Consider the following 22,656-nt stretch of genomic DNA (forward strand, 5'->3'; position numbering starts at 1 on the left):
GGTCGCCGCCAACCTTACTACAACCGCAGCCCCCCAGCGTCCCTCCCCGGATGCGGGGGGCTGTTCGCGTTTATAACTGCCTAGAGTGTGAATGAGGAATAAAGTTTCACTCGTATAGCATCAATGTGGCCAGTAATGAAGCGTACGTTTTGACCACAAGTGTCTCAAAATAACTTGTATGATTACAGATACGCCGTGAAGAGTTATCGCACTACTACTAACCGCGACACCAAAGATTTTCAGTTTAGGATAACTACTGTTAGTGGAGAAAAGGTACAATGCTACTGGCAGTCCTTGCCTGTGCACTGCAGTAATTGGTGATGCATTCGACCTCAGTGTAGGCATAGAAGTATGTCAGCTGAGCCCGTAAAAATGGGCCGTAACATAAACAGCCGCAGCGGCTTGACCATCAAGCTGCGCCACACGTGGTGTGGCCGACGCCACAGTTGGCTTGTGCCCTGTAAGCCCTAATACCAGCTATCATTCCCCTCCTATTATGCTGTTCACTACCCCTAGTGGCACCCAGTTGAGTGTCTAGCAGTTGCCTTAAGCAATTTCGTCGCTTAAGCCCTCGGTATGACAATTTGAAGGCGCGTTCTCTGGCCTTTGTTCATACTGCAACAACCTTACTTTGTGCGTAGCTATTAACACATTTCTTCTATTTACTTTACTGTTTCACATTGTAGGATGACATCTCTGTTGCCTACTTATAAATCATTAATTTGTGAATGCTTGAATATTATAGTATTAAAATAATTAATTTAAATATGGGGTTACTATATCATAATCTCACTTTAATTAATTTAAGCGTGATGTGGATTTAGGCATCTTATTACATACATAGAAGAGTATAAGAATTTATTTAGGTGACTACTCTGTACAGGCCTTATATATCTAATCATTCATATAGTCTTAATATCATAAAGAATGTCCTCTTGTATTTAAATATAAATGAGAGTTATTAAATAGTGAACAAACAAAAAACGCTCACCAATGTAAGGTGAGCGTTTTTTGTTTATTTGTGAGAATTTTACTTGATCTTTTCAATGATACCTTGGAAAGCGGTTGGGTGATTCAAAGCTAAATCAGCCAATACTTTACGATTCAAATCAATGCCTGCTTTTTTCAGACCACCCATAAATTGCGAATACGATAATCCGTGCTCACGGGCACCTGCGTTAATACGCTGAATCCATAAAGCACGAAACTCGCGCTTCTTAGTTTTGCGGTCGCGGTAGGCATATAATAAGCCTTTCTCAACAGCATTTTTTGCGACGGTCCAAACATTCTTGCGGCGGCCGAAATAGCCTTTTGCAAGCTTCATTACCTTTTTGCGGCGGTGGCGGGAAGCCACGTTATTCACACTTCTTGGCATAACCTATTTTTTTTGGCGACCGGTGACAATTCTTGTCTTGCAAACCGGGTGCCTGGTGGAAAATTATTGAGATACTGAATCTTCAAATGGTAATTGAATCGAAACTGCTATTAAATTAACAGCGACTCAAATATTCTTAGATATTCAGCATATCCTTCACCCGATTCATATCGGCAGAGCTAACAAGCGTAACGTGCGTTAGGTTACGCTTTTGCTTGGTAGTCTTCTTGGTGAGAATGTGGCTTTTGAAGGCGTGCTTCCGCTTCACCTTGCCCGTTCCGGTGAGCGTAAAACGCTTCTTAGCACCGGATTTCGTCTTTACTTTTGGCATTGTGGTATGAATTGAGAAAAAGGAAATGCTTGTTAAATAAGCTAATTAATTCAATGCCTAAGCAGTGAACAACTACCTCTAAGCCTGTTCTTCTTTGGCCTTAACTTCTTTAGGCTCTTTGGGTGCGAGTTCCTTACCTTCCTTCCCTCCTTCTTTAATGGCGGGTGCTTTAGGTTTGGCAACTACGGCTACCTTAGGAGCCAGATATAGGAACATGCGCTTGCCCTCTAATTTGGGCAACTGTTCAACTTTAGCTAAATCTTCAAGGGCTTGGGCAAACTTGAGCAACAAGATCTCACCGCGTTCCTTGAACACAATTGAGCGGCCTACAAAGTGCACATAAGCTTTAATCTTGGCCCCCTCTCGCAGGAATTCCTGCGCATGCTTCAGTTTGAAAGCAAAGTCATGTTCGTCGGTGTTGGGACCAAAACGAATTTCCTTTAGTACCACTTTCGTGGCTTTGGCTTTCATTTCGCGGGTGCGCTTCTTCTGCTCATACTTAAACTTAGAGTAGTCGATAACTCGGCACACAGGCGGCACGGCCGTAGGCGAAATTTCAACTAAGTCTAAGTTTTGTTCTTGAGCTAAACGACGGGCCTGCTCAATTGGATAAACACCTTGCTCGATGTTTTCACCGACCAGGCGCACTTCGCGGGCCGTAATCTTCTGGTTGATTTTGAACGGCTCCTCCACCTGAGCACGGGGGATGTAGCGGCGATTTGGGGTTGCTATGAGTTGGTCCTCCTTCTGAAAGGTGAGCGAATAATCTTTAGATGCTATTTAACCCAACACAGTGAGCCGTGATGAGTTTCAATCAGCGGGCAAATATCCGCTTATTTTTTGGATCTAAAAAAGTGACTATACAAAAACATGCCCATTACAGCATTTGCTATGATGGACATGTCTTTATGTAAGCGAGTTAATTACCTAATAGCATCTCAGTTACTTGGCTATTAAAACTGCGAATGAAAGCTTCTATTGGCATGCTTCCCAAATCGCCTTCTCCGTGCTTACGGAGCGAAACAATTCCATTTTCCTGCTCCTTCTCCCCTACAATGAGCATATAAGGCACCTTAGACATTTCGGCATCGCGGATTTTACGGCCTATTTTCTCGTCGCGACTATCTAACGAACCACGCATTTCGGCTTGTACTAAACGGTCATAGACATGCTGCGCATAATCTTGATATTTTTCGGAAATAGGTAATACAGCGAATTGCTCAGGCGAGAGCCACAACGGAAAATTGCCGGCGCAATGCTCAATAAGCACCGCAACGAAGCGCTCCAGCGACCCAAAGGGCGCACGATGTATCATTACGGGTCGTTGGCGGGAGTTATCAGGGGCGACGTATTCGAGTTCGAAGCGCTCAGGCAAATTGTAATCAACCTGAATGGTACCTAGCTGCCACTTACGGCCTAGTGCGTCACGTACCATGAAGTCGAGCTTAGGACCGTAGAACGCGGCTTCGCCTAACTCTGTGATCGTAGGCAACCCTTTCTCGGCCGCAGCCTCCTGGATAGCACTTTCCGCCAAGGCCCAATTTTCGTCGGAGCCGATATACTTCGCTTTGTTTTCAGGATCACGAAGAGATATTTGGGCCGTATAATTCTCAAAGCCAAGCGCCCGGAACACATACAGCACCAGATCTATCACCTTGATAAACTCTTCCTTTACCTGATCTGGCCGGCAGAAGATATGCGCATCATCCTGCGTAAACCCACGTACGCGAGTAAGGCCATGCAATTCACCACTTTGCTCGTAGCGATACACCGTTCCAAACTCCGCAAGGCGTAGGGGCAAATCGCGGTATGAGCGAGGCTTGGTTTTGTAGATTTCGCAATGGTGCGGGCAATTCATCGGCTTGAGGAAAAACTCCTCACCGGGATTAGGCGTCTTGATGGGTTGAAAAGAATCTGCACCATATTTCTCATAGTGACCCGACGTTACATAAAGCTCTTTTGAGCCGATATGGGGGGTCACCACAGGCAGATAGCCAGCCTTCACCTGGGCACGGCGCATAAACTGCTCAAGGCGCTCACGCAGGGCTGTTCCTTTCGGCAACCACAACGGTAGCCCTGCTCCTACTTTCTCAGAGAATGCAAACAGCTCCAATTCCTTGCCCAGCTTCCGGTGGTCGCGGCGCTTAGCTTCCTCTAGGCGCTCGAGGTATTCGGTCAGCTCTTTCTGTTTAGGAAAAGTGATGCCGTAAACACGAGTAAGCTGCTTATTCTTTTCGTCGCCACGCCAGAAGGCTCCGGCCACATTCAGGAGTTTCACTGCCTTAATAGGACTTGTGTCAGGAATATGCGGTCCACGGCAAAGGTCAGTGAAATCACCTTGGGTATAAAAGCTGATAGTGCCATCTTCCAAGCGCTCTAATAAGTCGAGCTTGTAGGGGTCACCTTTCTCAGTGAAATAGGCTATAGCTTCCGCTTTAGGCACTTCACGGCGCTCATACTGGCTTTTCTTTCGGGCCAGCTCCAGCATTTTCTGCTCAATCTGGGGAAAGTCGTTAGTTGATATAGTCCGGCCTTCGCCCAAGTCGATATCGTAATAGAAGCCATTCTCGATAGCTGGGCCGATACCAAGCTTTACGCCTGGATATAATGCCTCCAAAGCCTCAGCCATCAAGTGGGCCGACGAATGCCAGAACGTATTCTTGCCTGCATTGTCATTCCAGGTTAGAATTTCGATAGCAGAATTCTGCATGATGGGGCGATGTAGGTCGCGAACCTCGCCATTTACGCGCACGCCTAAAGCGTTGCGAGCCAGACCTTCGCTAATACTAGCGGCTACGTCGTAGCCCGTCGCGCCATCTACAAACTGGCGCACGGAGCCATCGGGAAGAGTGATGTTAATCATTGGTTAGAAAAAAATGCTCTACAAATAGCGTTAGCCCGCAAGTTAGCTGGTTAAGACAAATGTGGGGGGCATTTATTGGAGTAACCTCTCCAAATCTCTGGGACAATAGCTGCACTAATATTTACCAGCACAGTTAAAGACAAGTCTTACTTACCCGAAAACAGGCCAAAAAAGCCCCCCAGGCTTGCTTAGCGCAGTGTAGGCAGGGAACGCTCAACCAAAGGAGCTATTGCCTGACGAACAGGGCGACGCATAGTATCTCCGCGTAACTGCCGTGCGCGTTCTCCCGCTTTCCAGGCGCGGTAAGTCCAGTGTTTATTGCCTGGATTTTCGGTGACCAGAATACGATACTGAGCAACTGCCTCTGTAATGCGGCCCATAGCTTCCAAGCTTTCAGCTACCATTTGACGTCCGCCGGGCAGGCGGGAGGCCCGGCGCAAGGCACGCTGTAAATGGGGTAAAGCTTCCGCGTAGCGACGCTTTTTGAAAGCTGCCAAGCCCAGACGATAATCAGCGCGGTAAAGCGTGGTATCCAGCGCTACTGCGCGAGTGTATGCATGGAGGGCGCTATCGGGCCGGTTTTGCAGCTCGTGCTGTCGTCCGTAGTCGTACCAAAGCGGACCGTGCGTAGGTGCTAGGCGAAGGCCACGCGTAGCGTATACCGCAGCGGCGGCCGGGCGCCGGTTTGCATTCGACAAGAAAGCTAACTGATGTAGAATTTCGGGTTGGCGAGGGTCGCGGGCTAAGCTAGCGCGCAGGTAATCCAGCGCCTGAGCGGTATCAGCGAGTGCGGCGTGGGCTAAGCCTTTGTAGAAAAGCGCGGCGGCTAGCTCCGGCTCCTGCTGCAAGGCTCGATCAAGATGATCAAGGGCTGCTTGGTGGCGGCGGGCAGCCAAGTGGGTTTCACCTACCAGCAAGTTCAGTTCAGGAGAAGAAAACCCGCGCTTGGAAGCTTCAGCCGCAGCAGCTAATGTAGCTTCGAGCCGGTTCTGCGCGCGTAGGGCGCGGGCTTTAATGAAATAGAATTCGCCGGGTTCATCGTCAAGCTTTAAGGCCTGATCGATGTCAGCTAGTGCAGGGCCAATCTGACCAGCATCAAGGCGAAATGTAGCGCGGCGTGCGTATAGCGACGCTTTGCGGGGTTGGCGGGCAATGGCGCCTTCCAACGTTTCTGCTTGCAGTTGAGGCCCGCTTTGCACCGTGGCCAGGTTCACCATCGTGGCCGGTGGGCCAGTAGGTGCCTGGTCGCAGGCGGAAATAGCAGCGACGCTGAAAAGCAAAGGCAGAAAACGGCGAATAAAAGCCACGGTAAGTACTAACCTTAGTAAGAAATACAGAATTGCCGCGACGAGCTAAAGGAAATCAATCAAAACTATTCACCGAAGCCACGACTCATCCCTCTGCAAAGATAACCTCAAAGCCAATAACGATACCGCCTGCCGCAGGACCGAAGAAGCTTATTCGACCTCATTGCGGCCGCGTTTCTTCCGCGCCAATTGCTGCAACAGGTTCCGACAGCGCCGACTTACCTCCAACTCTTCACCCGTTACAGGCTCCAGCTTCTGCGAATCGACCAGCACCGTGATGGCTTCATCAAACTGGCGCTGATTCTGATAGACACGGGCAAGGTCGTAGCAGAACTGTATGCGCTTCGGGTCTAGCTCATGGGCCCGTTTGAGGGCATCGACCGCTTTAGTGCTACTGGCACCGCCGGGCATTCCGCCCAGAATCAGCTCACTATAAACCCGCTCCAATACATTGTAATGATCAACACGATAATGCCAGCGCCCAAGCAATTGCCAAGTATCGGCCCAGTCGGGGCGGCGCGCTACGGCCCGAAACACGTAGGGCTGCATTTCTTTGTACATCAGCAACCGGCCCCGAGCGCGCAGCAGCGTAGCTTGGTTGGCTAAAGATAGGGCCACGGCGTAGTTGGCCTCTCCCCCATCCGATTTGGCTACAAAAGCCCGATAAGCATATTGCCCCGCCGACGTGAAATAAGCCGACCGTCGCGTTTCGTCGGTATAGCGTGTGCCGATGCGCACGCTGAGCACTGCAGCCTGCCAGAGCGCTTCGTAGTTCTTGGCGTCCTCGTCGAGCACTTGCTCGTATTTCGCTAATGCTTCCGAATCGAGGTATTTGCGCTGGAGAAGTCGCGCTTCGGCCAACAGCTTTCCAATGTCTGGGGAGGAAATTGTGGCAGCCATGATCTCTAGCTCGCTTGACATGAGCAATCCCAGCAGTATGATTAGCCTGAAAATACGGGGCGAAAACATAGGCTAGAAAGTGGCTTGGCAGCAGGCGCAGCAATGAAACTTGGAGCGGTAGTAGCGAAATTGAATTGGGTCGCAATAAATGAGTTGCCAGCCATGGAAAGCTCAAGGGTGCTTTCCGCAAACGCTTGGAAACCGAAACTTAATCATTCATCGTTACACCTGGCAAACCACAAAAGCCGCGTGTGCTGTTCCTTTGGGGCAGAGTTTGTATGTTGATTCTAAAAAAGCCCCCCAGATGCTTTCTGGGGGGCTTTTTTGGCCTTTTAAAACAACTTAAGCTGTGACTTAGGGCGCCGTAGTACAGCTTGAGCCCGCTCCACATCCTCGCTGGTCACTTCTACCGGGCCAGTCAGTTCGGGCAGCGGCGCTACGGGCTCTGGCGCAGCGGGCCGTGGAATGGTGGCCGGACCACGCTTTTTGGCGGCCGCCCGGCGCTCCGGCTCCGGGCCTTCGTCGGTGAGCAAAGCCAGGGAGTGAATCTTATAGTAAGCAAGCTTATTGCCGGCGGCCTTCCACCCTTTCACATCAATAAACGTGTGCAGCGGCAGCTTCTCGGTTTCGCGGTCGGCTTTCTTGTCGCGCTGAATCTTCATCTCCACCAGTGGCTCCGGATTAGCCGTCACAACTAGCAGCTTTGAGTTTTTGCTTTCAGAAATAAAGGAGAATCGCTTTTCCAGTGTGCTGGTTTCGATCTTGAACCGCTTGACGTAATGCACTTTCGTCTCCCCTTCCACATACACGGTGCTCAGCACCGTGTCGGGCTCCAACTTGCGCAGCAGCACAATGTTGGGCACATCAAAGTGATGAGCCGTATCAGGCGACTTCAACTCGTAGCTGCCGTCCTTGTACACCACCAGCACCGTATTATCCGTGTCGAAGGTGCCCAGGTAGCGGCCGTGTCCAGCCGTGTTAAGGCGGCCCACTACTGAGTCAAAGAACATCTCGCGGCCACCCAAAGTCGAGTCGCCGAGGGCTTCCTGCTTGATCCGCTTGATGGGCTGCTTTGTTACGATGTTGCCTTGTGAGCCTTTGCCTTTTATGGCTAGCTCCGCAAAGTCAAACTCGAATTGCTTCACCCGTGCCGGCGCTTTATCGGTCAGCTGCACGCTCACAATTTCCGACTCGGAGTTCGGGTTAGCGGTCAGATACAGCACCTTGGAGTTTTTCCCCCCCTTGGTCAGATCATAGGTTTTGTCGCGGGTGATGCCCGTCACCAAGAAGCGCTTAGCATACGTCACGCCCGACGGACCATCCTGATACATCATGTTGTACACCAGGCGGTCGTCGTTCTTGTTATACACGCCCACGTGCAGAATGTCCTTGCCAACGAAGGTTTTCTCCGCGATGCGCGTGACCATGAACGAGCCGTCCCGACGAATGGCAATAATGTCATCCAGGTCGGAGCAGTCGCAAACGAACTCATCCTTTTTCAGGCCGAAGCCTACAAAACCGTCCTGACGGTTTACATAAAGCTTCTGGTTAGCGACCGCCACCTTCTGGGCTGTTACCACGTCGAAAGTGCGGAGCTGGGTTTTGCGCTCCCGACCAGTGCCGTATTTTTTCAGCAAGCCATCAAAATAGCTGATTGCGTAGCGAGTGATGTTGGCTAGATGGTCGGCTACTTCGGCAAGCTCAGTTTCTAGCTTTTGGATGTATTCGTCGGCCTTGAAACCGTCGAACTTCGAGATGCGCTTGATACGAATTTCGGTCAGGCGCGTGAGGTCATCTTGGGTGATGGCGCGGCGCAGGACGATGCGCGTGTCGTTGGCCTTCTGCTTCTCCCCTTCCACGCGCACAAACTTCTTCAGGCCTGCGTCTATGGTTTCCAGAATCTCATCCCAAGTTTCGCATTCCTCAATCTTGCGATAGATGCGATTCTCGATGAATATCTTCTCCAGTGAAGCCGAATGCCACTTTTCGTGCAGCTCATCCTGCCGAATTTCGAGCTCACGCTCTAGCAGTCGCACCGTTTTCTGGGTGCTTAGCCGCAGCATGTCCTCCACGCCCACAAAGCGCGGCTTGTCCTCGATGATAACGCACGTATTGGGCGAGATCGAGATTTCGCAGTCCGTGAAGGCGTACAGCGCGTCCATGGTGAGGTCGGGCGACACACCGGTGGGTAGGTGTACCTGAATTTCGACTTCGGCGGCGGTGTTATCGACTACCTTTTTGATCTTAATTTTATTGGCCTCCGATGCCTTCACGATGCTTTCCATCAGCGCCGTGGTGGTGGTGCCGTAGGGAATATCGCGAATGACCAGCATGGTTTTGTCGGCCTTCTCGATGGTGGCGCGCAGGCGAATTTTTGCCCCCCGCTGCCCCGAGTTATAGTTGGTGATGTCACAAAGCCCCCCAGTCGGAAAATCAGGGAACAGTTGAATATCGCGGCCCCGCAGCACGTCGATGCTGGCCTTGCACAACTCGCGGAAGTTGTGCGGCATAATCTTAGTGCTCAAGCCTACAGCAATACCTTCTACGCCCTGAGCCAGCAGCAATGGAAACTTGACGGGCAGCGTGGTCGGCTCGCGCTTGCGGCCGTCGTAGCTCATCTGCCAGTCGGTGATGTCAGGATTGAACACCACATCGAGCGCAAACTTGGACAGGCGGGCCTCGATATAACGCGGCGCGGCAGCTCCGTCGCCAGTGCGAATGTCGCCCCAGTTACCCTGGGTTTCGATCAGCAAGTCTTTCTGCCCCAGATTCACCATCGCGTCGCCGATAGAAGCGTCACCATGAGGGTGATACTGCATGGTTTGCCCAATGACGTTGGCTACTTTATTAAAGCGACCATCGTCCATCTCCTTCATGGCGTGCAAGATGCGGCGCTGCACGGGCTTCAAGCCATCTTCAATAGCCGGCACGGCACGCTCCAGAATCACGTAGGAGGCATAGTCCAAAAACCAGTTCTGATACATACCGGCCACCGTGGCCACGTCGTGAATGGTTTCACCGGGGGCAAACTTGGGCTCCTCCTCCGTTTCTTCCGTCACCGGCGTAGGCTCGGTCGTGACGTGCACATCCTCGGACGACTCAGACAGCAGCAGTTCGCCGGAGGCACTCACTACAAATTCCGCCTTTTCCGATGCGGCATCAGCATCCTCGGGCGCGGCCGAGGCAGACCCAAACTCAAAGGAGTCGCCGGCACCAAATAGATTCGGCTGCTCTTCCTGGTTCGGGTCGTGGGGGTTCTTCTCTTCTGACACAGTGGGGTGTGGCGCTTGCCACGGTTAATGTTCTTGTACCTCTCTTTCAACCGCAGGGCTGAAAGGCTTTTCACTAAAGACGCCTGAAAATAGACAACAGGCAAAAAATGCAAGGATCAACTCATGGAGTTTGAGTAAAAGCTACAAAGAAAATGAGCAGTGCCCTGGCTTGTTGCACTTTGAGCTTGCGTATCAAAAGTACCGTTAGCTGCGCAGAACGCAATATTTGTAATGCAAGTCACGTCCATAAAGTTCCCAATAATATTAGCTAAACACAAGCGTAAACCCAACTTTATGTAGCATATAACCGGTTTTATCACTTCTAAACACTTAGTAGATAGAGCAACATATACTAACATCTTTAGCCAAACATAGAATACATTTGATAATTAATCTTAGTTACACGAATGGTTTAAAGTCCACCGTTCGCACTCTTAAGTAAGAAGAACGAGCAATTTTCTGCGCTGGAAGCAAATTGTTGCTTCTGGGAGACAACCCCGTTAGTATAGTCAGCATCTGGCTGTTAAAGCGCTGAGAAACGCGTCATTTACAAATACGTTTCCTTATGGAAGAAATGCCTTTGCCTCAGCCCTCACCTCTGTATCTTACTCCCTCTGTGCGTCTCCTCCACAACTTCCTGCCGGGCCTGCTAACCTTGGCCATTATTACTTCTACTAGTGCTCAGCAACCTGCCGCAAGCAGTTGCCGCGCTACGGAGCGCCGAGTGAATAATCTGGTCCATACCAAGCTCTACTTACAGTTTGACTACGCCAAACGCTACGCTTACGGCAAGGAATGGCTGACGCTCAAGCCCCACGCCTACCCTACCGATTCACTGCGTTTAGACGCAAAAGGTATGGACATCAAGGCGGTGGCTTTGGTAAACGGCACCTCGATGCAGCCGCTGAAGTACACGTATATCGATCAGCGGAACCTGCGCGTGAATCTGGGCAAAGAAATGCCCCCCAGCACTGCTTACACCATTTATATCGAATACACGGCCAAACCCGACGAGGCCAACGTGAAGGGCAGCGCTGCCATTGCGGAAGCAAAGGGCCTGTACTTTATCAACCCCGACAGCGCCGTGGCCGGCAAGCCCGTGCAGATCTGGACCCAGGGCGAGACGGAAGGCTCGTCGGTGTGGTTTCCGACCATCGATAGGCCAGATCAAAAAACGACCTCCGAAATCAGCCTGACCGTACCTAGCAAGTACGTCACGCTGAGCAACGGAGCCTTAGTAAACCAAAAGCCAGCCGGCGCGGGCTTGCGCACGGACACCTGGAAGATGGAGCAGCCGCACGCGCCTTACCTGTTTATGTTGGCCGTCGGCGACTTCCTCATCACGAAGGACACGTGGCGGGGCAAGGAAGTGAGCTACTACCTCGAGCCCAAGTACTCAGACCAGGCCCGCGCCATATTTGGCAAAACGCCGCAGATGCTGGAGTTCTTTTCCCAGCGCCTCGGCGTGGAGTTTCCGTGGAATAAATACGCCCAGATAGTAGCCCGCGACTACGTAAGTGGGGCCATGGAAAACACGACGGCTTCTTTGTTTGGCGAACAAGCCCAGGGCACCGCCCGCGAGCTGCTGGACTGGGAATACGCCGGCGTGGAGCGCGAAATTGCCCACGAAATCTTCCACCATTGGTTTGGCGACTATGTGACGGCCGAAAGCTGGAGTAACCTGACCATGAACGAGTCGTTTGCCAACTTTTGTGAAATACTCTGGGCCGAACACAAATATGGCCCCGATGCCGGCGCCGCCCAGGCTGACCGCAGTTTACGGAACTACCTGCGCACGTCTTACAACTACGAGAAGCCGCTGGTGCGCTTTCAGTATGCCGATAAGGAGGACATGTTTGATGGCGTGACTTACGAGAAAGGCGGCAGCATTCTGAACATGCTGCGCTCCCATTTGGGCGAGGAAGTATTCTTCCGGGGCTTGCAGCTTTATCTAAAACAGAATGCCTTCGGAACGGGCGAGCCGCACCAGTTGCGCCTGGCCCTCGAGGATGTATCAGGCCAGGACTTGAACTGGTTTTTCAATCAATGGTATTACGGCGCCGGCCACCCCGTTGTTACCATTGACTACCAGTGGGATGCGGCCCGCAAGCGCCAGGCTGTGGTAGTGCACCAAACCCAGGCTGGGGGGCTTTTTATGCTGCCGCTGCTGGTTGATATTTACACGAATGGCAAAGCCCAACGCTACCCCGCTACTCTACGCAAGGCCGTAGATACGCTCTACTTTCCGGCCGCTACCAAACCGGAGTTAGTGAACGTGGACGCTGCAAAAGTGCTGGTGTGGCAGAAACAGGACAATAAATCACTGGCCGAATACGCCTACCAATACCGCTACGCCCCGCACTACCTCGACCGGCGCGAATCCCTGGCCGCTGCTCAAGCCAAACCAACCAACCCGCTAGCCCAAAAAATTCTGGTGGCTGGCCTCAGCGATAAATCTGCCGCTTTGCGAGAGATGGCCGTTCAGGCTCTTGACCTCAAAAATGCTCCCCAGCGCCGGTTGGCTGCACCTTTCCTCGCCAAACTGGCCGCTAAGGATTCATCGGTGCAGGTGCAGGCGGCAGCGCTAACGGCGCTCGGCACGCTGGAGGAAAAGCGCTACGCTAAGCTCTTTACGAAAGCGCTCGACAGCAAATCGTACCGGGTGCAGGGGGCGGCGCTGCAAGCCTTGCTCCCACTTCAGCAGAAGCAGGCGTTAGCCCGCGCTACCGCCTTTGAGGCCGACAATAAAGGGGCGTTAACAGTGGCTCTGGTAAGCGTGTATGGCCAAGCAGGCGGACCAGCCCAGTGGCCCCTGGTATTGAGCAAGTACGATGCGGCCGAACCAAACGGGCGCTTCGATATGCTGACCGGCATTGTACCGATGCTTGGTCGCTTGGAAGACCCCGCGGCGCTGACTGAAGGCATTAAGCGCATGAAGGATCTGGCCGTGAAGTTTAAAGCCTACGGCGTAGCTGAACCCATCATAGGTGGGCTGCGCCAAATAGAGCAGCAACAAGCCGCACGTCCTACCGCGACCCAAGCCAAAACGTTGGTAGATGCAGCGGTAAAAGAAATCCAGGACGCTGAGTAGCGTTGGTTACGAGCTAACTTTTCATAAAAAAGCCCCCTAGATTTGATCTGGGGGCTTTTTTGTAATGTATAAGCTGCTGTTTGCGCTACGCGAACGCCATATCTTCCTCAGCTACTTCCTCAACTGGCAGCACATCGGACGTTATCAGATCTTTTTCCTGACGTAGGTTGTCGATGATAAACTCTTGCCGGGCGGGCGTATTCTTGCCCATATAGTAAGTCAATACCTGCTGAATAGAACGGTCAGACTGCAAAATGACGGGCTCCAGCTTGATGTTGTCGCCAATGAACTTACCGAACTCATCGGGGCTGATTTCGCCGAGACCTTTGAAGCGGGTTACTTCCGGGTTGCGGCCCAGTTTGCGCATGGCGTCCTGCTTTTCCTGCTCGTTGTAGCAATAGATGGTCGTTTTCTTGTTGCGGACGCGGAATAGCGGCGTTTCCAGGATGAAAACGTGGTTGTTGCGTACCAGGTCGGGGAAGAACTGCAAGAAGAAAGTGAGCAGCAGCAAGCGAATGTGCATGCCATCCACGTCGGCGTCGGTGGCAATTACCACGCGGTTGTAGCGCAGGTGTTCAATACCTTCTTCAATGTTCAGTGCGTGCTGAAGTAGGTTCAGCTCCTCATTCTCGTACACGATTTTCTTCTTCAGTCCGAAGCAGTTCAGTGGCTTACCGCGCAAGCTGAATACAGCCTCCGTTTCTACGTTGCGGCTTTTGGTGATGGAGCCCGACGCTGAGTCTCCCTCGGTGATGAAGAGCGTGGTGAGGGCTTCGGCTTCCTGCTTGCCTTCTCCGAAGTGGAAGCGGCAGTCGCGTAGCTTGCGGTTGTGCAGGTTGGCTTTTTTAGCGCGTTGGTTGGCTAGTTTTTTCACGCCGGCCATGTCCTTGCGCTCCCGCTCACTCTGCTCGATGCGTCTTTTTAGGGCATCGGCTACTGCCTGGTTTTTGTGCAGATAGTTGTCGAGGTGCTCTTTGACGAAGTCCAAAATGAAGCCGCGCACCGTCGGGCCATCCTCACCCATGTTGATGGAACCGAGTTTGGTTTTGGTCTGGCTTTCAAATACCGGCTCCTGCACGCGTACCGAAATGGCCGCGATGATAGAGCCGCGAATGTCGGCCGCGTCGTATTCCTTCTTATAAAATTCACGCACGGTTTTGACTACTGCCTCACGGAAAGCCGCCAGGTGCGTACCACCTTGGGTAGTGTACTGACCATTGACAAAGGAATAATACTCCTCGCCATAGTCGTTGCCGTGCGTTAGCGCCAGCTCAATATCGGGGGCCTTAAGGTGGATGATGGGGTAGCGCAAACTTTCCGCGTCCGCTTTGCGCGAGAGCAGATCGAGCAGGCCGTTTTCAGAGTAATATTTCTGCCCGTTGAAGTTGATGGTAAGGCCCGCGTTCAGATACACGTAGTTCCAGATCTGGTTTTCCAGATACTCCGGAATGAAGCGGTAGTTCTTAAACACCGTATCATCGGGCTGGAACACCATCAGGGTGCCGTTGCGCTGGGAGGTTTTCGCGGGCTTAGGATCCTGCATCAGCTTGCCCTGCGAGAACTCCGCCGACTTCATCAGGCCCTCGCGCACGCTTTGCACCAGGAAGTAGCTGCTAAGCGCGTTCACGGCCTTGGTACCCACGCCATTCAGGCCCACAGACTTCTGGAAAACCTTGGAATCGTACTTACCGCCGGTGTTGATCTTGCTGACTACATCCACCACTTTGCCCAACGGAATGCCGCGGCCGTAGTCGCGCACCTGCACGCGCTGGTCGGATATTTTGATGTCGATGGTACGGCCGTGGCCCATCACGTGCTCGTCAATGGAATTATCAATAACTTCCTTCACGAGCACATAAATACCGTCGTCGTAGGCCGAGCCATCGCCGAGCTTACCGATGTACATACCGGGCCGCAAACGGATGTGCTCGCGCCAATCCAGGGAGCGGATGCTGTCTTCGGTGTACGCGTGTTGGGGAGCGACGGGGAGTTGTTCTTCAGCCATATAAACTAGGTAATCAAATTTGAGGTAAAATAACGCAGAAAATTGGCCTTTTCTCAACAGTAAGCCGTAGGAGGGCGCAAGACTGTTACTGGCAGAACCAACGCGTTGATTTTAGCCATAAATATTAGCAAATTTCTTGAATAAAACCAGCCCTTCGCTTACATAGTTCCTTCCAAAAATAACGCCCACTGCCCTAATTCCTGATTTTACTCCTTCCCTGCCTTCCTAATTTTTTTAGCTAATGCTTTCTACCTCTAAACATTTTAACGGCCCCCGACCCAACTCGACTCCAGCCGAGGTGAAATTGCCCCCCGTCATTTACTATACTTTCCTGCTCATTGGTTTGTCGCTGCTCGTGTTCGTGCTCTGGAAGCTCGATAGCGTCTTGCTGCCCATCACCTTTGCGGCCCTCTTTTCAATTTTGCTGTTGCCGTTGTGCCAGCGCTTTGAGCGGTGGGGCTGGCCAAGGGTTCTAGCTATTCTCTTTTGCCTATTGCTGGTGATTGTGGGCTTGGCGGCCATCATTTTCGCTTTTGGCTCTCAGATGACGCAGTTTAAGGCCGAGCTTCCTAAGCTCCAGGAGAAACTGGTGCAGTATTTCGACCAAATTCAGCAGATGCTGAGCCAGCGCTTTGGCATTGAGCCGATCAGCAAAGACGAATTCATCGACTCGTCGCTCAAGAGCGCGAAGAAAGACGCGGGCGGTTATCTGGGCGCTACGTTGAACACGACAGCTGACGTGCTGAGTGTCGTCACGCTGGTGCCCATTTACATGTTCTGCTTTCTGTACTACCGCGACCATATGCGGCAGTTTATGTTCCGCTTTGTGAGCCCTGAGAAGCGTACGTCGGTGCTGCACACCGTGGATAGCATTCAGACAGTGGTGCAGGCTTATATCAGTGGCCTAATGACGGTTATCGTGATTGTAGCCATTCTGAATGCCATTGGCTTGCTAGTTCTGGGAGTCAAATTCGCCATTTTCTTCGCCGTCTTTGCCTCGGTTCTTACCATTATCCCTTACATCGGCATCCTGATTGGCTCAGCCTTACCGGCCATTATTACGCTGGTCGAAACCGGCTCGCCAGCCAAAGCGTTGGGCGTTATTGGTGTATTTGTGTTTGTGCAATTCCTGGAGGGTAACTTCATTACGCCCATGATTACGGGCTCCAAAGTGAGCATCAACCCGATGGCGGCCATCATTGCCCTTATTCTGGGGGGCGAGCTGTGGGGTACGCCAGGCATTATCCTGAGTATTCCGCTCATAGCCGTGATTAAGGTAGTTCTGGACGCATCCAAGGCGACGGAGCCGTTCGGCTTTTTGCTGGGCGATGTGGCCGATGGCGACGACATAGTCGATAAGAAGGCCGAGCCGGGCTTTTTCGGGCGGCTTTGGCAGCGCCTGCGAGGCGCTTCGTAACCTAGGGGGCAATTTGATAGTATAAACTCCCGATCAGCTTCATGACGGAGCTGTGCTACACACTCTGACCTAACCCTAAAACAAACTTATCATGGCCTCTATCAGCGATAACACTGCCCGCGCTTACAACGACCTCGTCGAAATCAACGAAACTGGCGCCAAGGGCTACCAGGAAGCTGCCGAAGGCGCCACCAGTCCTCAATTGAAGTCGCAACTGAGCCAGTTCAGCCAGCAGCGCGCCCAGTTCGCCTCTGAGCTAAAGCAGCAGGCTCGTCAGTTTGGCATTAATACCGAAGCTGGTAATACAATAGAAGGCGTAGTTGCCGATGCTGCTGCTGCCGTACACCGTGGCTGGATTAACATTAAATCGGCCATCACCGGCCAAGACGATAATGCCATTCTGGGCGAGTGCGAAACTGGCGACAAAGTAGCCCTCGAAGCTTATGAGCAAGCGCTGAAAGCTGAAGGCCTGCCTGTTGAAGCCAAGTCAATCATTCAGAAGCAGCACGGCGAGATCCTGGCTGCCAAGAACCAGATTACTTCGTTGAAGCGCTAATTCGCTCGCTTTCACAATCCATTAAAAAGCCCCCCAGATTCGTCTGGGGGGCTTTTTTGTGTTAATCTTTAAAAATAAAAGAACGTCATGCAGAGCAGAGCGAAGCATCCCTCGTGTTTAGTGAGATTAATAATCTAACGGAGCGAGCGAGATGCTTCGCTCTGCTCTGCATGACATAGGGTGCTACATAACAGAGTATTATCACGACTGACTTTCTACGATTTCTTTTTGCAACCTTAGTAGGGCTTATCTTTGTTACCAATATCATTAGCCAAATTAGAATTCAAATCTGCGCCGCCTTTGTACGCTATCATTGACCTTGAAACCACCGGTGGCCAGCCCACGCAGGACCGTATTACCGAGTTGGCCATTTTCATTCACGATGGCGACAAGGTTGTAGACCAATATGAAACGCTGGTCAATCCGGGCCGGTCTATTCCTTTCTTTATTACCCAGCTCACTGGAATCACCGACGACATGGTGCGCGACGCGCCCCGCTTTCACGAAGTAGCGCGCAAAGTGGTCGAGATGACCGAAGGCTGCGTATTCGTGGCCCATAACGTGCGCTTCGATTACTCTTTTCTAAAAAAGGAATTTGCTGATTTAGGCTACAATTATTCGCGCAAAACGCTGTGCACCGTGCGGCTCAGTCGTTCCCTGATTCCGGGTCAGCCGAGCTATAGCTTGGGTAAACTGTGCCAAAACATCGGCATTCCGCTGGAAGGCCGCCACCGCGCCGCCGGCGATGCGGCCGCCACCGCCATTCTTTTCGACCGCCTGCTCAAGATTTCGCAGCAGGATGAAGCCCTTGCCAATCCCGCCATCAGTGCCGCCGACACACTAGCTTCGGTGGATGCGCTCGCGCCCAGCGGCCGACCAGCCACCGCGGCCACTAAAAAGCCTAGTGCTAGGCGCGTAACGGCCGTGCAGGAAGCCATCAAAACTGCGCTTTTGCCCCCCAACATCACGCCTGAGAAGGTAGCCACGCTGCCCCAGGAAGCTGGCGTGTACTACTTCCACGATGAGCAGGGCGAAGTGATTTATGTGGGCAAGAGCATCAATATTTACAAGCGGATTCAGCAGCACTTTGCCGTCGATTATAAGTCGCGCAAGTCGCTGGAGTTCAAGAACAGCATCTCCGATATTACCTGGGAGTTGACGGGTTCCGAGCTGGTGGCATTGCTCTATGAGTCGGCCGAAATCAAGCGAATGAAGCCGTTTTATAACCGCCAGCAGCGGCGTTCCATTTTTCCAGCTGGCATTTATTTACGGCAGGATGAGAAGGGTTACAAGCACCTTTACTACGGCCGCGCCGATGCCGATAATCCCGCTACGCCCCTCATTGCGCTAGCTAATCAGTTCAAGGCCAAAGGCTTTCTGTTTCACAAAGTTTCTAAGTTCAACCTTTGCCAGAAGCTCTGCGACCTATACAAAACCCAGGGCGCCTGCTTCGACTACCAAGTTCACCGTTGCAAAGGAGCTTGCGTGGGCGCGGAGTCGCCGGAGGAGTACAACCTGCGCGTTGATGAAGCCATTGAGAGCTTTACCTTCGAGCACGGCTCCTTCGTGGTCATCGGCAAGGGCCGCCGTGGCGATGAGAAGTCGGTTGTGGTGGTTGAAAATGGCCGCTACTTAGGCTTTGGCTACGTGGATGGCGAATTCTCCGCCCGTCGTCTGACCGATTTCCGCGACGTTATCAAGCCCTACGGCGACAATAAGGACGTGCAGCAGATTATCCGGCAGTACCTGCGCACCAAGCATAAAGACAAGGTCAAGATCTTTAAATAGGTCGCTAAATGAGGCCTCACGCTCCGCCTGATGTGGGCCTCACCCCCCGGCCCCCTCTCCCATGGAGAGGGAGAGCCAGCCGACTCGTTCTACGCGGCTCCGTCGGCGGCAGCCTCCGCAACTACTACCGTTCTCTGGGTTTTAGAAAGTAAAAAGCCCCCCGACATTTTATCAGGGGGCTTTTTTGATGCTGAGCTGAGCCTGTGGAATTGGTAGCCGTGCTGGAGGCGGTAGCCGACAGGGCGGCGTAGGCTGGGCGCCTGGCTCCCCCTCTCCATGGGAGAGGGGGCCGGGGGGTGAGGCCACTCGTTGAACAAATTGCCGCTTTAATACAAGCGGTGCCGCAACAGCCAGCCGGCAGCATCAAACTCGTTGGCCAGCGGATGATAAGTTTCCACTTTTATGTCGCTGTCGGGGGCAAGTTGCAGCAGGTTGCCGTCGCCGCTGTCATAGATGATGACATCCGTTTTGACCTCGGTCTGGGGGGCTTTTCCAGTGATGACTAGGTCTTGCCCGGCCCCGTCGTAGATGCTTATTACAAAATCAGAGTCGGGCAGGCCATGAAACTCGAATACGTCGTTGCCGCCCAATCCGAAGAGCTTGATGGTGCTGGTTTCGCCGGCTTTAAACGTGCGTTGGTTCAGCAGACTATCCTGCAAGGCCACGCGCCGGGCCAGCACACTGATGCGCACCTCATCCGGTGCTACCGCCTCTATCAGGAAGCGCTCCGCCTGATCGGTGCCGGGCAACTCGACGTCACGGGCCAGCAACTCGTAGAACTTGGCGGCTACGACTGGCAGCTGCTCGCGCCGGGAGCGCAGTTTGTGCTCAAACTCCACTCCCGACAACGCATAAATCTGGGGCGGCCACACTCCTACTGCTTCTTTAATGGCCACGTCGGTGAGGCGCAGGCGCAGAGAATCCGCAATTTGACGGAAGTCCTCTGCCGTCAAGTAAGCCAACAGCGATTTATCCATGGGCCGCGCCGCTTTGTTGAGTCCCTCTACATCTTGCAGGCGGATATTCTCTTTAAACGTCTGATAGTTGGTTTTAAACCAGCTTATTACCCGTGTCATCAGGCCATCATCGAACTTAAAAAAGGCGTGGTCACGGTCGCGGGGAATGCCCCGAAACGTTACTGTGCCACCCGGTCCTGGAAAGCTGGCCCATCGCCACTGATCTTCGCGCCGACTCCAGTCGCCTAGCCACATATCAAAGAGGCGGGAGCGTAGGTAATGGCGCGCATCTACGCGGTAGTTATGCGTGACGAAAAGGGAGGTAAAGGCCTTGCGCGAGCTCTCCACTAAGGAGGAGTTACCGAAGTTGGCACTGTTGATCTGGTTGCCGTCGGGGCGTTCCTCAAACAGATACAGCGCATTGCCATACTCTTCCCGAAACGGGCCCAGAGCCTCATCAGCCGGTAGCCATACCAAGCGCGGATTGGTATGATACACGCCTGCCGCCCGTGCCAGTCGCGGCACGATATAGGCCCCATACGGCTGAATAACGCTGGTCTGATCCTTCATTAGGCGGCCAATAGGGCCGTTTTGCAGCTTGGGGGGCAAAGCCTTCGTTGCATCTTTGTCTACGGAGCGCAATACATACTCCTGCCCTACCGAGTCGACAAGTCGCAAATTTTTGGTCTGAAAACTACCCCCAGCCTGAATAGGCCGCAAACCACCTGGCACAGCAGTACGCAGATTAAATACAGGAGCTTGCACCGGCGTTGCCCACTCGCGGCGGTAATGGTCGCCCCAGAAAAATTGATGTACGGCGCCGCGCTGATACTGCGGACCAGCTGCCACGCGTACCGTCGAGTCAGGGCCGATAACGGGCAGCGCATTCGCTGGCAAATCGCGGGCTGAACAGGCAGCCAGCACCAGCCAACTAGATGCTAATCCCAATAAGCGGCTAGGCCGGAAGGCTTTCGGTAGAAAGTGCACAGATGCAGAAATAGCGCTACGGTGTAAGCCGGCTGCGAATGCAGTCGATAGCATAATTTATAGCGCAAACGGGAAAAGAGCAATTGCGTTTGGAAATTATGCAATTGTTATCCGCGGTTGCCTACTGTTCCGTTGAAGGCAGTAAGTTGCGCTACATCTCTATTCCATGCCTCCTCGCTTCTCCATCCTACTGCTCTTACTAGCCTCCTCGACGGGCTGTGTACGTGAAAACTTTTTCCAACCCGACGCTCGTCTTGTAACCACCTCTGCCCCCGCCGCTACCGATAGTGTGCTCGTTACTGCGGGTCGGCATTACCAGCGCGGCCCCGTTCACAACCTGTTGCTCGGCAAGCATTACCGCCCGGTGTGGGCTACGCCGGTGTGGGTGCCCGTGTTTGATCCAGCTACCGCCGTAAAGGGAGGCCTGAAGCCCGGTAAGCTGGGAGGCGGTTTTCAGAGCACCAGCATGACGGTGCTCGGCACCGGTGGCCAAGAGTACGCATTGCGCAGCATCGATAAAGATCCATTTAAAACGCTTCCCAAGATTTTTCGCAAGACGTTCGCGCTGAATCTGGTACGTGATGCTACTTCGGCGGCCAATCCTTACGGCTCCTTTGTAGTAGCTCCGCTGGCGGAAGCGGCTGGTTTGCTGCACACCACACCACGGCCTTTTTATGTGCGCTCCAATGAAGATGGGCTGGGTGAGGAGTCAAAGCTTTTTCAGGGCAAACTGGTGCTGCTGGAAGAGAAGTTTGAGGATAAAGCCAGCCTGACGCCCGCATTCGGCAAAGCCACCGACTTGCTGGAAAGCGACGATGTATTGCGCGACCGATTTGCCGACCCTACGCACCGCGTTGATCAGGTTGCCTTCGCCCGCGCCCGTTTGTTCGATTTATGGATTGGCGACTGGGATCGCCACGAGGGCCAGTGGAGTTGGGCTGTTTATCCTGATGCTAATGGCCCAACAATCTATCGGCCCGTACCGCAGGACCGTGATCAAGCGTTTTTCCGGTTCAAGGATGGCATCATTCCCTGGATTGTGAGCCGGCCGTTTTTTGTGGGGAAGTTCCGCACCTTTCGGCCCGAGTATGAGAGCATTGAAGGCATGACGCAGAACTCGCGGTTCGTAGATGAGCGCTTTCTAAATGAAGTAACCTCTGCCGACTTCCAGCGCTTAGCCACCGAGCTGCAAATACGCCTCAATGACGCCGCTATTGCTACTGCGCTCAAGCGCTTCCCAGAGCCGGTGTTCGCGCAGGAAGGTGAATATATCGGGCAGGCGTTAGCAGCCCGCCGCGCTAAGCTGCCCTGGGCAGCCAACGAGTTTTATCATATTCTAGCCCGCCATGTCACCGTTGTCGGCACCGACCAGGATGAGCGCTTTGTAGTGCGCCGCCTCTCTGATTCTACTACGGCTGTCACGGTGTACACGCTGGGGGGCAAATCGGACCGGGATTCCGTGTTTTATCAACGCGTGTTTCGCACCAATGAAACCAAGGAGATTACGCTGCACGGTCTCGAAGGCAAAGACGTATTTGAGCTAAGCGGCGAAGTGCGCCGCGGCCCGCGCATTAGCATCTATGGCGGCCCCAACTCAGATAAAGTCAACGACTCGACTCGGGTGAAGGGCCTCAGCAAGAAAACCCGCTACTATGACACCCACTCGGATAACGAGCTAACCAAGAGCAAGGAAACGTGGGACAAGACAGATAAAGGCGTAAAAATGCACGCCTACGACCGGGAAGGAACCTGAGTTGATGCTGGTTGGTGATAACACCAACACCGTTAGGCCGTCATGCAGAGCGGAG

Annotated in this window: 14 protein-coding genes and 1 pseudogene; 6 read left to right on the plus strand and 9 right to left on the minus strand. The window is 52.9% G+C overall.

Translation table 11 applies throughout. The features are described 5' to 3' along the window. Nucleotides 1-1,030 precede the first annotated feature (1,030 nt). The 7 genes and pseudogenes from rplT to H8B13_RS20250 all read right to left on the minus strand — a co-directional run bounded on the left by rplT (nt 1,031) and on the right by H8B13_RS20250 (nt 9,835). On the minus strand, nt 1,031-1,375 hold the full coding sequence (gene rplT, locus H8B13_RS20220; protein ID WP_084447465.1) for a 50S ribosomal protein L20: 345 nt from the start codon (nt 1,373-1,375) through the stop codon (nt 1,031-1,033). Nucleotides 1,376-1,511: 136 nt separating this feature from the next. Continuing rightward, nucleotides 1,512-1,706 carry a 50S ribosomal protein L35 gene (gene rpmI / locus H8B13_RS20225; RefSeq protein ID WP_187312636.1) on the minus strand — a complete coding sequence of 65 codons (195 nt, stop codon included), beginning with the start codon at nt 1,704-1,706 and terminating at the stop codon, nt 1,512-1,514. Between the two features lie 174 nt (nt 1,707-1,880). Beyond that, nucleotides 1,881-2,438: pseudogene (gene infC, locus H8B13_RS20230) on the minus strand (translation initiation factor IF-3); the annotation flags it as partial. Nucleotides 2,439-2,625: 187 nt separating this feature from the next. Further along, on the minus strand, nt 2,626-4,569 hold the full coding sequence (gene thrS, locus H8B13_RS20235; RefSeq protein ID WP_187312637.1) for a threonine--tRNA ligase: 1,944 nt from the start codon (nt 4,567-4,569) through the stop codon (nt 2,626-2,628). A gap of 188 nt (nt 4,570-4,757) precedes the next feature. Beyond that, nucleotides 4,758-5,849 carry a tetratricopeptide repeat protein gene (locus H8B13_RS20240; RefSeq protein ID WP_187312638.1) on the minus strand — a complete coding sequence of 364 codons (1,092 nt, stop codon included), beginning with the start codon at nt 5,847-5,849 and terminating at the stop codon, nt 4,758-4,760. A gap of 177 nt (nt 5,850-6,026) precedes the next feature. Then, nucleotides 6,027-6,776 carry a tetratricopeptide repeat protein gene (locus tag H8B13_RS20245; RefSeq protein WP_187312639.1) on the minus strand — a complete coding sequence of 250 codons (750 nt, stop codon included), beginning with the start codon at nt 6,774-6,776 and terminating at the stop codon, nt 6,027-6,029. Nucleotides 6,777-7,108: 332 nt separating this feature from the next. Then, complete coding sequence (locus H8B13_RS20250; RefSeq protein WP_315985178.1) at nt 7,109-9,835, minus strand: DNA gyrase/topoisomerase IV subunit A; 2,727 nt, start codon at nt 9,833-9,835, stop codon at nt 7,109-7,111. Between the two features lie 829 nt (nt 9,836-10,664). Here H8B13_RS20250 and H8B13_RS20255 point away from each other — a divergent pair. Beyond that, a complete protein-coding gene (locus H8B13_RS20255) occupies nt 10,665-13,139 on the plus strand; it encodes a M1 family metallopeptidase (protein WP_315985177.1) in 2,475 nt (824 codons plus the stop codon). Nucleotides 13,140-13,224: 85 nt separating this feature from the next. Here the strand turns inward: H8B13_RS20255 and H8B13_RS20260 are convergent, their stop codons facing one another. After that, a complete protein-coding gene (locus H8B13_RS20260; protein WP_187312640.1) occupies nt 13,225-15,144 on the minus strand; it encodes a DNA topoisomerase IV subunit B in 1,920 nt (639 codons plus the stop codon). Between the two features lie 241 nt (nt 15,145-15,385). Here H8B13_RS20260 and H8B13_RS20265 point away from each other — a divergent pair, with 241 nt between their 5' ends. From H8B13_RS20265 to H8B13_RS20280, 4 genes are all read left to right on the plus strand, one after another. Beyond that, the gene (locus tag H8B13_RS20265) at nt 15,386-16,561 is read left to right on the plus strand and encodes an AI-2E family transporter (RefSeq protein WP_187312641.1); all 1,176 of its coding nucleotides are present in this window, start codon (nt 15,386-15,388) and stop codon (nt 16,559-16,561) included. Between the two features lie 91 nt (nt 16,562-16,652). After that, nucleotides 16,653-17,117, plus strand: a complete 465-nt coding sequence (locus tag H8B13_RS20270) for a ferritin-like domain-containing protein (RefSeq protein ID WP_187312642.1) — start codon at nt 16,653-16,655, stop codon at nt 17,115-17,117. A 300-nt stretch (nt 17,118-17,417) separates the two neighbouring features. Next, nucleotides 17,418-18,905, plus strand: a complete 1,488-nt coding sequence (locus tag H8B13_RS20275; protein ID WP_187312643.1) for an exonuclease domain-containing protein — start codon at nt 17,418-17,420, stop codon at nt 18,903-18,905. Nucleotides 18,906-18,935: 30 nt separating this feature from the next. Then, nucleotides 18,936-19,121, plus strand: a complete 186-nt coding sequence (locus tag H8B13_RS20280; RefSeq protein WP_187312644.1) for a hypothetical protein — start codon at nt 18,936-18,938, stop codon at nt 19,119-19,121. A gap of 110 nt (nt 19,122-19,231) precedes the next feature. Here the strand turns inward: H8B13_RS20280 and H8B13_RS20285 are convergent, their stop codons facing one another. Continuing rightward, on the minus strand, nt 19,232-20,848 hold the full coding sequence (locus tag H8B13_RS20285; protein WP_187312645.1) for a hypothetical protein: 1,617 nt from the start codon (nt 20,846-20,848) through the stop codon (nt 19,232-19,234). A 166-nt stretch (nt 20,849-21,014) separates the two neighbouring features. Between H8B13_RS20285 and H8B13_RS20290 the strand changes: the two genes are divergently transcribed. Then, complete coding sequence (locus H8B13_RS20290) at nt 21,015-22,601, plus strand: hypothetical protein (RefSeq protein WP_187312646.1); 1,587 nt, start codon at nt 21,015-21,017, stop codon at nt 22,599-22,601. Nucleotides 22,602-22,656 lie beyond the last annotated feature (55 nt).

Source organism: Hymenobacter sp. BT188, assembly GCF_014333585.1.
In the GTDB taxonomy this organism is placed as follows: Bacteria; Bacteroidota; Bacteroidia; order Cytophagales; family Hymenobacteraceae; genus Hymenobacter.

What these genes read in the sequence shown, in the direction of transcription:
- rplT (WP_084447465.1), bottom strand. Translation starts at nt 1,375, where the DNA reads ATGCCAAGAAGTGTGAATAACGTGGCTTCCCGCCACCGCCGCAAAAAG.
- rpmI (WP_187312636.1), bottom strand. Translation starts at nt 1,706, where the DNA reads ATGCCAAAAGTAAAGACGAAATCCGGTGCTAAGAAGCGTTTTACGCTC.
- thrS (WP_187312637.1), bottom strand. Translation starts at nt 4,569, where the DNA reads ATGATTAACATCACTCTTCCCGATGGCTCCGTGCGCCAGTTTGTAGAT.
- H8B13_RS20245 (WP_187312639.1), bottom strand. Translation starts at nt 6,776, where the DNA reads ATGGCTGCCACAATTTCCTCCCCAGACATTGGAAAGCTGTTGGCCGAA.
- H8B13_RS20260 (WP_187312640.1), bottom strand. Translation starts at nt 15,144, where the DNA reads ATGGCTGAAGAACAACTCCCCGTCGCTCCCCAACACGCGTACACCGAA.
- H8B13_RS20265 (WP_187312641.1), top strand. Translation starts at nt 15,386, where the DNA reads ATGCTTTCTACCTCTAAACATTTTAACGGCCCCCGACCCAACTCGACT.
- H8B13_RS20270 (WP_187312642.1), top strand. Translation starts at nt 16,653, where the DNA reads ATGGCCTCTATCAGCGATAACACTGCCCGCGCTTACAACGACCTCGTC.
- H8B13_RS20280 (WP_187312644.1), top strand. Translation starts at nt 18,936, where the DNA reads ATGTGGGCCTCACCCCCCGGCCCCCTCTCCCATGGAGAGGGAGAGCCA.
- H8B13_RS20290 (WP_187312646.1), top strand. Translation starts at nt 21,015, where the DNA reads ATGCCTCCTCGCTTCTCCATCCTACTGCTCTTACTAGCCTCCTCGACG.